This is a genomic window from Escherichia sp. WS1368, assembly GCF_046487485.1.
In the GTDB taxonomy this organism is placed as follows: Bacteria; Pseudomonadota; Gammaproteobacteria; order Enterobacterales; family Enterobacteriaceae; genus Escherichia; species Escherichia coli.
In genome coordinates this window covers 31,517-46,831 of sequence record NZ_JBJQJI010000009.1, presented here as the reverse complement: position 1 = coordinate 46,831, position 15,315 = coordinate 31,517, and the positions used below count along the sequence as shown (strand labels likewise).

The window sequence follows — 15,315 nt, the reverse complement described above, 5'->3', positions numbered from 1 at the left end:
TACCCGTCAGAGTGACGGGTGATAAGGAGATCATCACAATGGCATTTAAGATCTGGCAAATTGGTTTGCATTTACAACAGCAAGAAGCGGTAGCGGTTGCTATCGTGCGGGGCGCAAAAGAATGCTTTTTGCAACGCTGGTGGCGGTTGCCGCTGGCGCACGACATTATCAAAGATGGGCGGATTGTTGATGCGCAGCGGCTGGCTAACACGTTGTTACCGTGGAGTCGCGAACTGCCGCAGCGTCATCACATTATGTTGGCGTTTCCCGCCAGTCGCACATTACAGCGGTCATTTCCACGCCCGTCGATGTCCCTTGGTGAGCGGGAGCAAACGGCCTGGCTGTCCGGGACGATGGCCCGCGAGCTGGATATGGATCCGGACTCCCTGCGCTTCGATTACAGCGAAGACTCACTCAGTCCCGCCTATAACGTGACTGCCGCGCAAAGCAAAGAGTTGGCAACGCTGCTTACTCTGGCAGAAAGGTTGCGTGTTCATGTTAGCGCGATCACCCCGGATGCCAGTGCATTACAGCGATTCCTGCCTTTTTTACCTTCTCATCAGCAATGTCTGGCCTGGCGTGATAACGAACAGTGGCTGTGGGCGACGCGCTATAGCTGGGGGCGCAAACTGGCGGTGGGGATAACTAGCGCGAAGGAGCTGGCGGCAGCGTTATCCGTTGATCCCGAAAGCGTCGCGATATGTGGCGAAGGCGGATTTGACCCCTGGGAGGCGGTTTCTGTTCGTCAGCCGCCGCTACCGCCGCCAGGTGGAGACTTTGCCATCGCGCTGGGGCTGGCGCTTGGGAAGGTGTACTGATGAACCCGCCAATTAATTTTTTGCCCTGGCGACAGCAACGCCGGACCGCTTTTCTTCGTTTCTGGTTGCTGATGTTCGTTGCGCCTCTGCTGCTGGCTGTCGGGATAACGCTAATACTGCGTCTGACAAGCAACGCCGAAGCACGCGTAGACACCGTTTTGCTTCAGGCGGAACAACAACTCGCCCGCAGCTTACAGATAACGAAACCACGTTTGCTGGAACGCCAGCAGTTACGCGAACAGCGTTTGCAAAGGCAGCGCCAGCGACAATTTACCCGCGACTGGCAATCTGCGCTGGAAGCACTGGCGGCGCTTTTACCCGAACATGCCTGGCTGACAACGATAAGCTGGCAGCAGGGAACGCTGGAGATCAAGGGGCTGACAACAAGCATTACCGCGTTAAACTCGCTGGAAACGTCACTCCGCCAGGATGCTTCTTTTCATCTCAATCAGCGGGGGGCCACGCAGCAGGATGCGCAGGGACGCTGGCAATTTGAGTATCAGTTAACAAGGAAGGTTAGCGATGGACATGCTCTTTGACTGGTGGTTCGCCACATCACCCCGCCTCCGCCAGCTTTGCTGGGCATTCTGGTTGATGATGTTAGTTACGCTCATTTTTCTGTCATCGACACACCAGGAAGAGAGCGACGCATTAATTCGACTACGGGCGAGTCATCACCAGCAGTGGGCTGCACTGTATCGCCTGGTAGACGCCACTCCCTTCAGCGAAGAAAAAACGCTGCCCTTTTCGCCACTGGATTTTCAGTTATCCGGCGCGCAACTGGTTTCCTGGCATCCATCCGCGCAGGGAGGTGAGTTGGCGTTGAAAACGCTGTGGGAAGCAGTGCCGTCGGCATTTACACGGCTGGCAGAGCGCAACGTCAGCGTGAGCCGTTTTTCGTTAAGCGTGGAAGGTGATGATCTTTTGTTCACGCTACAACTGGAGACGCCGCATGAGGGGTAAACGCTGGTTGTTGGCAGGTATTGCATTGTGCCTTTTAACCGGTATGCGTGACCCTTTTAAACCGCCGGAAGATCTATGCCGGATTAGCGAACTTAGCCAGTGGCGCTATCAGGGGATGGTAGGGCGAGGCGAGCGCATCATCGGTGTAATAAAAGATGGGCAAAAAAAATGGCGACGGGTGCAGCAAAACGATGTGCTGGAAAACGGCTGGACGATCTTACAGCTGACGCCAGACGCACTAACGCTGGGAACCGGGGCAAACTGCGAACCGCCACACTGGTTGTGGCAACGGCAAGGAGATACAAATGAAGCAATGGATAGCCGCACTACTGTTGATGCTGATACCCGGCGTACAGGCGGCAAAGCCGCAAAAAGTGACGCTGATGGTGGATGACGTTCCGGTAGCTCAGGTGTTGCAGGCGCTGGCTGAACAGGAGAAGTTGAACCTGGTGGTGTCGCCAGACGTCAGCGGTACGGTGTCGTTACATCTAACAGATGTTCCCTGGAAGCAAGCACTACAAACTGTAGTGAAAAGCGCCGGACTGATAACGCGTCAGGAGGGCAACATTCTCTCGGTGCATTCCGTTGCCTGGCAGAATGACAATATCGCCCGTCAGGAGGCGGAGCAGGCGCGGGCGCAGGCAAATCTGCCGCTGGAAAATCGCAGTATAACGCTGCAATACGCCGACGCGGGAGAACTGGCGAAAGCGGGGGAGAAGCTACTGAGTGCCAAAGGGAGTATGACCGTCGATAAACGCACCAATCGCCTTTTGCTGCGAGATAACAAAACGGCGTTAAGCGCGCTTGAACAGTGGGTAGCGCAAATGGATCTGCCGGTCGGGCAGGTTGAGCTGTCGGCGCATATTGTCACCATTAATGAAAAAAGTTTGCGTGAGTTAGGCGTGAAATGGACGTTGGCTGATGCGCAACAAGCTGGTGGCGTTGGGCAAGTCACCACGCTTGGCAGCGACCTCTCCGTAGCGACGGCGACAACGCATGTCGGTTTTAACATTGGACGCATCAACGGACGTTTACTGGATCTTGAGCTTTCCGCGCTCGAACAAAAACAGCAGCTGGATATTATCGCCAGTCCGCGTCTGCTGGCCTCTCATCTTCAGCCTGCCAGCATTAAACAGGGGAGCGAAATTCCATATCAGGTTTCCAGCGGGGAAAGTGGCGCGACGTCGGTGGAATTTAAAGAGGCCGTCCTGGGGATGGAAGTTACGCCCACGGTGTTACAAAAAGGTCGCATCCGGCTGAAATTACACATCAGCCAGAACGTTCCGGGGCAGGTGCTACAGCAGGCCGATGGCGAAGTGTTGGCGATTGATAAGCAGGAGATCGAAACGCAGGTCGAGGTCAAAAGCGGAGAAACGTTGGCGCTGGGCGGCATTTTTACCCGTAAAAATAAATCGGGTCAGGATAGCGTACCGTTGCTTGGCGACATTCCCTGGTTCGGGCAATTATTTCGTCATGACGGAAAAGAAGATGAACGACGCGAGTTAGTGGTGTTTATCACGCCACGACTGGTTTCCAGTGAGTAAACAGCCGTAAAAGCGGTAATGTTTTTACGCTGAACGTGTTTCATCTATTTGACGCGCGCAGGTATTTAGCATACAAGGAGTACCGATTTGAGAGTTGGTGCTCTTCGCTGCCTGCGTTCCATGATGATGATTTATCATTCAGGCGGCATTTTGCTGTCTTTTTTTACGCTAATCTTACCCGGTGATTTATCGCCAGAGCGGTGGTAGCAAGGCAGCGCGCTTGCAGCGACCAGATATGCAGAGGGATGGGTGATTTATTCAGTTGCCAAACCCGCTGGAGTATTGAGATAATTTTCAGTCTGACTCTCGCAATATCTTATGAGGTTTCAGTTCATGTCCTGCGGCGCTCTCTGAGCGAAGCGGGTTTATCATTAACGAATAGTCTTAGTAGTACCGAAAAAATGGCAGAGAAACGCAATATCTTTCTGGTTGGGCCTATGGGTGCCGGAAAAAGCACTATTGGGCGCCAGTTAGCTCAACAACTCAATATGGAATTTTACGATTCCGATCAAGAGATTGAGAAACGAACCGGAGCTGATGTGGGCTGGGTTTTCGATTTAGAAGGCGAAGAAGGCTTCCGCGATCGCGAAGAAAAGGTCATCAATGAGTTGACCGAGAAACAGGGTATTGTGCTGGCTACTGGCGGCGGCTCTGTGAAATCCCGCGAAACGCGTAACCGTCTTTCCGCACGTGGCGTTGTCGTTTATCTTGAAACGACCATCGAAAAGCAACTTGCACGCACGCAGCGTGATAAAAAACGCCCGTTGCTGCACGTTGAAACACCGCCGCGTGAAGTTCTGGAAGCGTTGGCCAATGAACGCAATCCGCTGTATGAAGAGATTGCCGACGTGACCATTCGTACTGATGATCAAAGCGCTAAAGTGGTCGCAAACCAGATTATTCACATGCTGGAAAGCAACTAATTCTGGCTTTATATACACTCGTCTGCGGGTACAGTAATTAAGGTGGATGTCGCGTTATGGAGAGGATTGTCGTTACTCTCGGGGAACGTAGTTACCCAATTACCATCGCATCTGGTTTGTTTAATGAACCAGCTTCATTCTTACCGCTGAAATCGGGCGAGCAGGTCATGTTGGTTACCAACGAAACCCTGGCTCCTCTGTATCTCGATAAGGTCCGCGGCGTACTTGAACAGGCGGGTGTTAACGTCGATAGCGTTATCCTCCCTGACGGCGAGCAGTATAAAAGCCTGGCTGTACTCGATACCGTCTTTACGGCGTTGTTACAAAAACCGCATGGTCGCGATACTACGCTGGTGGCGCTTGGCGGCGGCGTAGTGGGCGATCTGACCGGCTTTGCGGCGGCGAGTTATCAGCGCGGTGTACGTTTCATTCAAGTCCCGACGACGTTACTGTCGCAGGTCGATTCCTCCGTTGGCGGCAAAACTGCGGTCAACCATCCCCTCGGTAAAAACATGATTGGCGCGTTCTACCAGCCTGCTTCAGTGGTGGTGGATCTCGACTGTCTGAAAACGCTTCCCCCGCGTGAGTTAGCGTCGGGGCTGGCAGAAGTCATCAAATACGGCATTATTCTTGACGGTGCGTTTTTCAACTGGCTGGAAGAGAATCTGGATGCGTTGTTGCGTCTGGACGGTCCGGCAATGGCGTACTGTATTCGCCGTTGTTGTGAACTGAAGGCAGAAGTTGTCGCCGCCGACGAGCGCGAAACCGGGTTACGTGCTTTACTGAATCTGGGACATACCTTTGGTCATGCCATTGAAGCTGAAATGGGGTATGGCAATTGGTTACACGGTGAAGCGGTTGCTGCGGGTATGGTGATGGCGGCGCGGACGTCGGAACGTCTCGGGCAGTTTAGTTCTGCCGAAACGCAGCGTATTATAACCCTGCTCACGCGGGCTGGGTTACCGGTCAATGGGCCGCGCGAAATGTCCGCGCAGGCGTATTTACCGCATATGCTGCGTGACAAGAAAGTCCTTGCGGGAGAGATGCGCTTAATTCTTCCGTTGGCAATTGGTAAGAGTGAAGTTCGCAGCGGCGTTTCGCACGAGCTTGTTCTTAACGCCATTGCCGATTGTCAATCAGCGTAACAACAAGAAAGGTCAGGCCGCTTATCAAGCGGTCTATTAGCTTCAGGTTAATTGCAACGTGGTAAGCATTAACCTTTTAGTGGGGTGTTAAATGGATGAATTCAAACCAGAAGACGAGCTGAAACCCGATCCCAGCGATCGTCGTACTGGTCGTTCTCGTCAATCTTCTGAACGTTCTGAGCGTACTGAACGTGGCGAACCGCAGATCAATTTTGATGATATTGAACTTGATGACACTGACGATCGCCGTCCGACTCGTGCGCAAAAAGAGCGCAATGAGGAACCGGAACTCGAAGAAGAAATTGACGAATCCGAAGATGAAACCGTGGATGAAGAGCGCGTAGAGCGTCGTCCGCGTAAGCGCAAAAAAGTAGCCAGTAAACCCGCTTCTCGTCAGTATATGATGATGGGCGTCGGCATTCTGGTTCTCCTGCTGTTGATCATCGGTATCGGTTCTGCGCTAAAAGCCCCCTCGACCTCTTCCAGCGATCAAACCGCGTCTGGCGAGAAGAGTATTGATCTTGCTGGCAATGCGACCGATCAGGCGAATGGCGTGCAGCCAGCGCCGGGAACCACGTCTGCGGAAAATACTCAGCAGGATGTTTCTCTGCCGCCGATCTCTTCTACGCCGACTCAAGGGCAAACCCCGGTGGCAACGGATGGTCAACAACGTGTTGAAGTGCAGGGTGACCTGAACAATGCGCTGACCCAGCCACAAAATCAGCAACAGTTGAATAATGTGGCGGTCAATTCCACGTTGCCGACTGAACCCGCGACGGTCGCGCCTGTTCGCAATGGCAATGCATCGCGTGACACGGCGAAAACGCAAACCGCTGAACGTCCGGCCACTACGCGCCCAGCTCGTCAGCAGGCGGTGATTGAACCGAAAAAACCGCAAGCAACCGTGAAAACGGAGCCGAAGCCGGTAGCACAGACGCCGAAGCGTACTGAACCAGCTGCTCCTGTGGCGAGCACGAAGGCACCGGCTGCGACCTCTACGCCAGCACCAAAAGAGACCGCAACTACGGCTCCAGTACAGACGGCATCCCCGGCGCAAACCACGGCAACACCAGCCGCTGGAGGGAAGACCGCAGGTAATGTTGGTTCGTTGAAATCGGCACCGTCCAGCCATTACACTCTGCAGCTGAGCAGTTCCTCTAACTACGACAACCTGAACGGTTGGGCGAAGAAAGAGAATCTGAAAAACTACGTTGTCTATGAAACGACGCGTAATGGTCAGCCGTGGTATGTCCTGGTTTCTGGCGTGTACGCCTCGAAAGAAGAGGCGAAAAAAGCGGTATCTACATTGCCAGCCGATGTCCAGGCCAAAAACCCGTGGGCGAAACCGCTGCGTCAGGTACAGGCCGATCTGAAGTAATCAAGGTTATCTCCCGCAATGGTTTATCGTTGCGGGAGTTGCCTGAAGCGCTGGATGCTGTCGGAGCTTTCTCCACAGCCGGAGAAGGTGTAATTAGTTAGTCAGCATGAAGAAAAATCGCGCTTTTTTGAAGTGGGCAGGGGGCAAGTATCCCCTGCTTGATGATATTAAACGGCATTTGCCCAAGGGCGAATGTCTGGTTGAGCCTTTTGTAGGTGCCGGGTCGGTGTTTCTCAACACCGACTTTTCTCGTTATATCCTTGCCGATATCAATAGCGACCTGATCAGTCTCTATAACATTGTGAAGATGCGTACTGATGAGTACGTACAGGCCGCACGCGAGCTGTTTGTTCCCGAAACAAATTGCGCCGAGGTTTACTATCAGTTCCGCGAAGAGTTCAACAAAAGCCAGGATCCGTTCCGTCGGGCGGTACTGTTTTTATATTTGAACCGCTACGGTTACAACGGCCTGTGTCGTTACAATCTGCGCGGTGAGTTTAACGTGCCGTTTGGCCGCTACAAAAAACCCTATTTCCCGGAAGCAGAGTTGTATCACTTCGCTGAAAAAGCGCAGAATGCCTTTTTCTACTGTGAGTCTTACGCCGATAGCATGGCGCGCGCAGATGATGCATCCGTCGTCTATTGCGATCCGCCTTATGCGCCGCTGTCTGCGACCGCCAACTTTACGGCGTATCACACAAACAGTTTTACGCTTGAACAACAAGCGCATCTGGCGGAGATCGCTGAAGGTCTGGTTGATCGCCATATTCCAGTGCTGATCTCCAATCACGATACGATGTTAACGCGTGAGTGGTATCAGCGCGCAAAATTGCATGTCGTCAAAGTTCGACGCAGTATAAGCAGCAACGGCGGCACACGTAAAAAGGTGGACGAACTGCTGGCTTTGTACAAACCAGGAGTCGTTTCACCCGCGAAAAAATAATTCTCAAGGAGAAGCGGATGAAACAGTATTTGATTGCCCCCTCAATTCTGTCGGCTGATTTTGCCCGCCTGGGTGAAGATACCGCAAAAGCCCTGGCAGCTGGCGCTGATGTCGTGCATTTTGACGTCATGGATAACCACTATGTTCCCAATCTGACGATTGGGCCAATGGTGCTGAAATCCTTGCGTAACTACGGCATTACCGCCCCTATCGACGTACACCTGATGGTGAAACCGGTCGATCGCATTGTGCCTGATTTCGCTGCCGCTGGTGCCAGCATCATTACCTTTCATCCAGAAGCCTCCGAGCATGTTGACCGCACGCTGCAACTGATTAAAGAAAATGGCTGTAAAGCGGGTCTGGTATTTAACCCGGCGACACCTCTGAGCTATCTGGATTACGTGATGGATAAGCTGGATGTGATCCTGCTGATGTCCGTCAACCCTGGTTTCGGCGGTCAGTCTTTCATTCCGCAAACACTGGATAAACTGCGCGAAGTACGTCGTCGTATCGACGAGTCTGGCTTTGACATTCGACTGGAAGTGGACGGTGGCGTGAAGGTGAACAACATTGGCGAAATCGCTGCGGCGGGCGCGGATATGTTCGTCGCCGGTTCGGCAATCTTCGACCAGCCAGACTACAAAAAAGTCATTGATGAAATGCGCAGTGAACTGGCAAAGGTAAGTCATGAATAAGTTTGAAGATATTCGCGGCGTCGCTTTTGATCTCGATGGTACGCTGGTGGACAGTGCTCCTGGCTTGGCTACCGCAGTAGATATGGCGCTGTATGCGCTGGAGTTGCCCGTCGCAGGTGAAGAACGCGTTATAACCTGGATTGGTAACGGCGCAGATGTTCTGATGGAGCGCGCATTGACCTGGGCGCGTCAGGAACGTGCGACTCTGCGTAAAACAATGGGTAAACCGCCCGTTGATGACGACATTCCGGCAGAAGAACAAGTACGTATTCTGCGTAAACTATTCGATCGCTACTATGGCGAGGTTGCCGAAGAGGGGACGTTTTTGTTCCCGCACGTTGCCGATACGCTGGGCGCATTGCAGGCTAAAGGCCTGCCGTTGGGCCTGGTCACCAACAAACCGACGCCGTTCGTCGCGCCGCTGCTGGAAGCCTTAGATATCGCTAAATACTTCAGCGTGGTGATTGGTGGTGATGATGTGCAAAACAAAAAACCGCATCCGGACCCGCTGTTACTGGTGGCTGAGCGGATGGGAATTACCCCACAACAGATGCTGTTTGTTGGCGACTCACGCAATGATATTCAGGCAGCAAAAGCGGCAGGTTGCCCATCAGTTGGCTTAACCTACGGATATAACTACGGCGAGGCTATCGATCTCAGCCAGCCTGATGTAATTTATCAGTCTATAAATGACCTTCTGCCCGCATTAGGGCTTCCGCATAGCGAAAATCAGGAATCGAAAAATGACTAAGCCCATCGTTTTTAGTGGCGCACAGCCCTCAGGTGAATTGACCATTGGTAACTACATGGGTGCGCTGCGTCAGTGGGTAAACATGCAGGATGACTACCATTGCATTTACTGTATCGTTGACCAACACGCGATCACCGTGCGCCAGGATGCACAGAAGCTGCGTAAAGCGACGCTGGATACGCTGGCCTTGTATCTGGCTTGTGGTATCGATCCTGAGAAAAGCACCATTTTTGTTCAGTCCCACGTGCCGGAACATGCACAGTTAGGCTGGGCACTGAACTGCTATACCTACTTCGGCGAACTGAGCCGCATGACGCAGTTTAAAGATAAATCTGCGCGTTATGCCGAGAACATCAACGCTGGTCTGTTTGACTATCCGGTGCTGATGGCTGCGGACATCCTGCTGTATCAAACTAATCTGGTACCGGTGGGTGAAGACCAGAAACAGCACCTGGAACTGAGCCGCGATATCGCCCAGCGTTTCAACGCGCTGTATGGCGAGATCTTTAAAGTGCCGGAGCCGTTTATTCCGAAATCTGGCGCGCGCGTAATGTCGCTGCTGGAGCCGACCAAAAAGATGTCCAAGTCTGACGATAACCGCAATAACGTTATCGGCCTGCTGGAAGATCCGAAATCGGTAGTGAAGAAAATCAAACGCGCGGTCACCGACTCCGACGAGCCGCCGGTAGTTCGTTACGACGTGCAGAACAAAGCGGGCGTTTCCAACCTGCTGGATATCCTTTCTGCGGTAACGGGCCAGAGCATCCCGGAACTGGAAAAACAGTTCGAAGGCAAGATGTATGGTCATCTGAAAGGCGAAGTGGCTGATGCCGTTTCCGGTATGCTGACTGAATTGCAGGAACGTTATCACCGTTTCCGCAACGATGAAGCCTTCCTGCAACAGGTGATGAAAGATGGCGCAGAAAAAGCCAGCGCGCACGCTTCCCGTACGCTAAAAGCGGTGTACGAAGCGATTGGTTTTGTGGCGAAGCCGTAATTTAACATTAATGCCAAAAACCGGGGAAACCCGGTTTTTTTATCCTCTTTTTGCAATAATCCGAAAAAATGTGAAGCGCCTCGCCGTTTCCACATCTCGCAGTTGCCACTTATCTTCATTTTTATGAAGATATAAATATTCACTTTATTGAAAATTTACTATGCGTCGAACGTTTATCAAAAAAGAAGGCGTCGTCATCACGACACTGGCCCGTTATTTGTTGGGTGAAAAGTGCGGTAATCGACTGAAAACCATAGATGAACTGGCAACTGAATGCCGTTCATCCGTTGGCCTGACGCAGGCCGCGTTGAAAACGCTGGAATCAAGCGGAGCGATACGGATAGAACGCCGTGGGCGTAATGGCAGTTATCTGGTGGAAATGGATAACAAAGCGCTGCTGAGTCATGTGGATATCAACAATGTGGTGTGCGCGATGCCCTTGCCCTATACCCGTTTGTACGAAGGCCTGGCGAGCGGATTGAAAGCTCAGTTTGATGGTATTCCTTTTTACTATGCGCACATGCGCGGCGCGGATATTCGCGTGGAGTGTTTACTTAACGGCGTGTATGACATGGCGGTTGTTTCCCGACTGGCGGCGGAAAGTTATCTCACGCAAAAAGGGTTATGCCTCGCGCTGGAGCTGGGGCCGCACACCTACGTTGGCGAGCACCAGTTGATTTGCCGTAAAGGCGAGTCCGCAAACGTGAAGCGCGTGGGGCTGGATAACCGTTCGGCGGATCAGAAAATCATGACCGATGTCTTTTTTGGCGATAGTGATGTGGAACGTGTCGATCTCTCTTATCACGAGAGTTTACAACGCATTGTTAAAGGCGATGTCGATGCGGTTATCTGGAACGTGGTGGCGGAAAACGAACTGACCATGCTGGGATTAGAAGCGACGCCGCTCACAGACGATCCGCGATTTTTACAGGCCACCGAAGCCGTGGTCCTGACGCGTGCCGATGATTACCCGATGCAACAACTGCTGCGTGCAGTTGTTGATAAACACGCCCTGCTCGCCCATCAACAACGAGTGGTGAGTGGGGAACAGGAACCGAGTTATTAAACGAAAGGCATCTGATATGGAAACCAGACTCAACCTGCTTTGCGATGCAGGCGTTATTGATAAGGACATCTGCAAAGGCATGATGCAGGTCGTCAACGTACTGGAAACAGAGTGCCATCTGCCGGTGCGTAGTGAGCAAGGAACGATGGCGATGACACATATGGCGAGCGCACTGATGCGCAGTCGCCGTGGTGAAGAAATAGAGCCGCTGGACGCCGAATTGCTGGCAGAACTGGCGCAATCCAGCCACTGGCAAGCCGTTGTGCAATTGCATCAGGTGTTGTTGAAGGAATTTACACTGGAAGTTAACCCGTGTGAAGAAGGCTATTTGCTGGCCAACCTTTATGGATTATGGATGGCTGCTAACGAAGAGGTTTGAAGCTCCCGACAAATCCACGTCGCATAATCTAAATATTCAGAAAAATGAATATTTAATTCAAGGAACAGAAACGAGGCAACAAGATGTTTGTAGAAGCATTGAAACGCCAGAACCCGGCGCTAATTTCCGCCGCACTAAGCTTGTGGCAAAAGGGCAAGATCGCCCCGGACAGCTGGGTGATCGACGTGGATCAGATACTGAAAAACGGTAAGCGGCTGATTGAGACGGCGCGGCTTTACGGCATTGAACTGTATCTGATGACTAAGCAGTTTGGTCGTAATCCGTGGCTGGCGGAAAAACTGCTGCCATTAGGCTACAGCGGCATTGTGGCGGTGGATTACAAAGAGGCGCGAGTCATGCGCCGCGCCGGTTTGCCGGTGGCGCATCAGGGGCATCTGGTACAAATCCCTTGTCATCAGGTTGCTGACGCCGTTGCACAGGGCACCGACGTCATCACCGTGTTTACTCTCGACAAAGCGCGGGAAGTTTCTGCGGCAGCGGTGAAGGCCGGACGTGTGCAGTCTGTGCTGCTCAAAGTTTATAGCGACGATGATTTTCTTTATCCGGGGCAGGAGAGCGGTTTTGTACAGCATTCGCTGCACGAGGTGGTTGCTGAAATTAAGAAACTGTCGGGGCTGCATTTAGCCGGATTAACCCATTTCCCTTGCCTGCTTTGGGATGAGGCTGCCGGGAAAGTTTTGCCGACACCGAATCTTCACACGCTGGTACAGGCACGGGATCAACTGGCGAAATCTGGTATTGCGATTGAGCAACTGAACGCGCCTTCAGCGACCAGCTGCACTTCGCTGCCATTGCTGGCGGAATACGGTGTGACTCATGCCGAACCCGGTCATGCGCTGACGGGGACGATTCCGGCAAACCAGCAGGGCGACCAGCCTGAACGTATCGCGATGCTCTGGTTAAGTGAAATCTCCCATCATTTTCGTGGCGACAGCTACTGCTACGGCGGCGGTTATTACCGTCGTGGTCACGCGCAACATGCGCTGGTGTTTACGCCAGAAAATCAAAAGATTACTGAAACCAATCTCAAAACTGTGGATGACAGCAGTATCGACTACACCCTGCCGCTGGCAGGCGAGTTTCCGGTAAGCAGTGCAGTAGTGCTCTGTTTTCGCACGCAGATTTTTGTCACCCGTAGCGATGTGGTGCTGGTGTCTGGTATTCATCGTGGCGAACCGGAAATCGTCGGTCGTTATGACAGCCTCGGCAACCCTCTGGAGGCGTAAATGGCGCGATTTGTGGTGTTAGTGATTGATAGCTTTGGCGTAGGGGCAATGAAAGATGTCACGTTGGTGCGTCCGCAGGATGCCGGGGCGAATACCTGTGGTCACATCCTGAGCCAGTTGCCGCATTTGCAGCTATCAGCGCTGGAGAAGCTGGGGCTAATCAACGCATTGGGTTATGCACCAGGTGATATGCAACCGTCAGATTCCGCAACCTGGGGGGTGGCAGAACTGCAACATGAAGGTGGCGATACCTTTATGGGGCATCAGGAAATTTTAGGCACGCGTCCGTTACCACCGCTGCGGATGCCTTTTCGCGATGTGATTGACCGTGTTGAGCAGGCATTAGTTTCCGCTGGCTGGCAGGTTGCGCGCCGTGGCGAAGAGTTACAGTTTCTGTGGGTCAATCAGGCGGTTGCGATTGGCGATAATCTCGAGGCGGATTTAGGCCAGGTCTATAACATCACCGCCAATCTCTCTGTGATCTCCTTTGACGACGCAATCAAAATTGGTCGTATCGTGCGTGAGCAGGTACAGGTCGGTCGGGTCATTACATTTGGTGGCCTGTTAGCGGACAGCCAGCGCATTCTCGATGCCGCAGAAAGTAAAGAAGGGCGATTTATTGGTATCAACGCGCCGCGTTCTGGCGCTTATGACAACGGCTTCCAGGTCGTGCATATGGGCTACGGCGTCGATGAGAAAGTACAAGTGCCGCAAAAACTGTATGAAGCGGGCGTGCCAACCGTGCTGGTGGGTAAGGTGGCGGATATCGTCAGCAATCCTTATGGCGTGAGCTGGCAAAACCTGGTGGATAGCCAGCGGATTATGGATATCACCCTCGACGAATTTAACACGCATCCGACGGCGTTTATTTGCACCAATATCCAGGAAACCGACCTCGCTGGTCACGCGGAAGACGTCGCACGTTATGCCGAACGTTTGCAGATCGTTGACCGTAACCTTGCCCGGCTTATTGAGGCGATGCAGCCAGATGATTGCCTGGTCGTGATGGCGGATCACGGTAACGATCCGACCATTGGTCACAGCCACCATACCCGCGAAGTGGTGCCAGTGCTGGTTTATCAGCAAGGGATGGTCGCTACGCAGCTCGGTGTGCGCACCACGCTTTCTGATGTGGGGGCTACCGTATGTGAATTTTTCCGCGCGCCACCGCCACAAAATGGTCGCTCTTTTCTTTCCTCCCTCCGGTTTGCAGGAGACACCCTATGAGTTTTGATCCGACGGGTTACACCCTCGCCCATGAGCATCTGCATATTGATCTCTCCGGCTTTAAAAACAACGTGGACTGCCGCCTTGATCAGTATGCGTTCATTTGCCAGGAGATGAACGACCTGATGGCCCAGGGCGTGCGTAATGTGATTGAGATGACCAACCGTTACATGGGGCGCAATGCGCAATTTATGCTCGATGTAATGCACGCGACGGGGATCAACGTAGTGGCCTGCACCGGTTATTACCAGGACGCGTTTTTCCCGGAACATGTGGCGACCCGCAGCGTGCAGGAACTGGCGCAGGAGATGATCGATGAAATTGAACAGGGTATCGATGGCACGGAACTGAAAGCCGGGATCATCGCGGAGATCGGCTCCAGCGAAGGGAAGATTACGCCGCTGGAAGAGAAGGTGTTTATTGCCGCCGCGCTGGCACATAACCAGACCGGACGTCCGATCTCCACGCATACCTCTTTTAGCACCATGGGGCTGGAACAACTGGCGCTACTGCAAGCCCACGGAGTTGATCTTTCGCGCGTCACCGTTGGTCACTGCGATCTGAAAGACAACCTCGACAACATTTTGAAGATGATCGATCTCGGCGCGTTTGTGCAGTTCGACACCATCGGCAAGAACAGTTACTACCCGGACGAAAAGCGCATTGCGATGCTCCACGCACTACGTGACTGTGGTTTGCTGAACCGCGTCATGCTGTCGATGGATATTACGCGCCGCTCCCATTTAAAAGCCAACGGTGGTTATGGCTATGACTATTTATTGACCACCTTTATTCCGCAATTGCGCCAGTCAGGATTCAGTCAGGCCGATGTGGATGTGATGTTACGTGAAACTCCCTCTCAATTTTTCCAATAAGGACAGACTCATGAAAAAGATTGGTGTTGCAGGCTTACAGCGTGAGCAGATTAAAAAAACCATTGAAGCGACGGCTCCTGGCTGTTTTGAAGTTTTCATTCACAACGACATGGAAGCGGCAATGAAAGTGAAATCCGGGCAACTGGATTACTACATCGGCGCGTGTAATACCGGTGCGGGCGCGGCATTGTCGATTGCCATCGCGGTGATTGGCTATAACAAAAGTTGCACCATTGCCAAGCCGGGCATTAAAGCGAAAGACGAACATATCGCCAAAATGATCGCCGAAGGGAAAGTGGCGTTTGGGCTTTCCGTTGAGCACGTCGAACACGCGATTCCGATGCTGATTAACCATCTGAAATAA

The 15,315-nt window shown here is 52.7% G+C and carries 18 protein-coding genes; all 18 read left to right on the top strand.

Annotated features, from left to right (window positions below):
• Positions 1 to 38 precede the first annotated feature (38 nt).
• The 18 genes from hofM to ACJHYD_RS16105 all read left to right on the top strand — a co-directional run bounded on the left by hofM (position 39) and on the right by ACJHYD_RS16105 (position 15,315).
• A complete protein-coding gene (gene hofM / locus ACJHYD_RS16190; RefSeq protein ID WP_001551759.1) occupies positions 39 to 818 on the top strand; it encodes a DNA utilization protein HofM in 780 nt (259 codons plus the stop codon).
• Entirely contained in the window at positions 818 to 1,357 is a 540-nt protein-coding gene (gene hofN / locus ACJHYD_RS16185; RefSeq protein WP_001069326.1) for a DNA utilization protein HofN, read from the top strand. Before hofM ends, hofN begins: the two co-directional genes overlap by 1 nt.
• Entirely contained in the window at positions 1,341 to 1,781 is a 441-nt protein-coding gene (gene hofO / locus ACJHYD_RS16180) for a DNA utilization protein HofO (protein WP_001551756.1), read from the top strand. The genes hofN and hofO overlap by 17 nt, the downstream gene beginning before the upstream one ends.
• Positions 1,771 to 2,175: a DNA utilization protein HofP gene (gene hofP, locus ACJHYD_RS16175; RefSeq protein WP_001551755.1), complete on the top strand. Its 405-nt coding sequence runs from the start codon at positions 1,771 to 1,773 to the stop codon at positions 2,173 to 2,175. Before hofO ends, hofP begins: the two co-directional genes overlap by 11 nt.
• Complete coding sequence (hofQ, locus tag ACJHYD_RS16170; protein WP_019842344.1) at positions 2,087 to 3,325, top strand: DNA uptake porin HofQ; 1,239 nt, start codon at positions 2,087 to 2,089, stop codon at positions 3,323 to 3,325. The genes hofP and hofQ overlap by 89 nt, the downstream gene beginning before the upstream one ends.
• 401 nt (positions 3,326 to 3,726) lie before the next feature.
• Positions 3,727 to 4,248, top strand: a complete 522-nt coding sequence (gene aroK, locus ACJHYD_RS16165) for a shikimate kinase AroK (RefSeq protein WP_000818618.1) — start codon at positions 3,727 to 3,729, stop codon at positions 4,246 to 4,248.
• Positions 4,249 to 4,304: 56 nt separating this feature from the next.
• Complete coding sequence (gene aroB, locus ACJHYD_RS16160; protein WP_000439850.1) at positions 4,305 to 5,393, top strand: 3-dehydroquinate synthase; 1,089 nt, start codon at positions 4,305 to 4,307, stop codon at positions 5,391 to 5,393.
• Between the two features lie 91 nt (positions 5,394 to 5,484).
• Positions 5,485 to 6,771, top strand: coding sequence for a cell division protein DamX (gene damX / locus ACJHYD_RS16155; RefSeq protein WP_001551753.1), 1,287 nt, complete (start codon positions 5,485 to 5,487; stop codon positions 6,769 to 6,771).
• Positions 6,772 to 6,877: 106 nt separating this feature from the next.
• Entirely contained in the window at positions 6,878 to 7,714 is an 837-nt protein-coding gene (dam, locus tag ACJHYD_RS16150; RefSeq protein ID WP_000742141.1) for an adenine-specific DNA-methyltransferase, read from the top strand.
• A 17-nt stretch (positions 7,715 to 7,731) separates the two neighbouring features.
• Positions 7,732 to 8,409 carry a ribulose-phosphate 3-epimerase gene (gene rpe, locus ACJHYD_RS16145; protein ID WP_000816280.1) on the top strand — a complete coding sequence of 226 codons (678 nt, stop codon included), beginning with the start codon at positions 7,732 to 7,734 and terminating at the stop codon, positions 8,407 to 8,409.
• Positions 8,402 to 9,160, top strand: coding sequence for a phosphoglycolate phosphatase (gph, locus tag ACJHYD_RS16140; RefSeq protein ID WP_001551752.1), 759 nt, complete (start codon positions 8,402 to 8,404; stop codon positions 9,158 to 9,160). The genes rpe and gph overlap by 8 nt, the downstream gene beginning before the upstream one ends.
• Positions 9,153 to 10,157, top strand: coding sequence for a tryptophan--tRNA ligase (gene trpS, locus ACJHYD_RS16135; protein ID WP_000165552.1), 1,005 nt, complete (start codon positions 9,153 to 9,155; stop codon positions 10,155 to 10,157). Before gph ends, trpS begins: the two co-directional genes overlap by 8 nt.
• 160 nt (positions 10,158 to 10,317) lie before the next feature.
• Positions 10,318 to 11,223 (top strand): GntR family transcriptional regulator YhfZ, encoded by a 906-nt coding sequence (gene yhfZ / locus ACJHYD_RS16130; protein ID WP_001551751.1) that lies wholly within the window; start codon positions 10,318 to 10,320, stop codon positions 11,221 to 11,223.
• 16 nt (positions 11,224 to 11,239) lie between these two features.
• Positions 11,240 to 11,602: a hypothetical protein gene (locus ACJHYD_RS16125; protein ID WP_001551750.1), complete on the top strand. Its 363-nt coding sequence runs from the start codon at positions 11,240 to 11,242 to the stop codon at positions 11,600 to 11,602.
• Positions 11,603 to 11,685: 83 nt separating this feature from the next.
• Positions 11,686 to 12,849, top strand: a complete 1,164-nt coding sequence (locus tag ACJHYD_RS16120) for a YhfX family PLP-dependent enzyme (protein WP_001551749.1) — start codon at positions 11,686 to 11,688, stop codon at positions 12,847 to 12,849.
• Positions 12,850 to 14,076 carry a phosphopentomutase gene (locus ACJHYD_RS16115; RefSeq protein ID WP_001551748.1) on the top strand — a complete coding sequence of 409 codons (1,227 nt, stop codon included), beginning with the start codon at positions 12,850 to 12,852 and terminating at the stop codon, positions 14,074 to 14,076.
• Entirely contained in the window at positions 14,073 to 14,951 is an 879-nt protein-coding gene (locus tag ACJHYD_RS16110; protein ID WP_001551746.1) for a phosphotriesterase-related protein, read from the top strand. The genes ACJHYD_RS16115 and ACJHYD_RS16110 overlap by 4 nt, the downstream gene beginning before the upstream one ends.
• Before the next feature lie 10 nt (positions 14,952 to 14,961).
• A complete protein-coding gene (locus ACJHYD_RS16105; RefSeq protein ID WP_000719728.1) occupies positions 14,962 to 15,315 on the top strand; it encodes a DUF2620 domain-containing protein in 354 nt (117 codons plus the stop codon).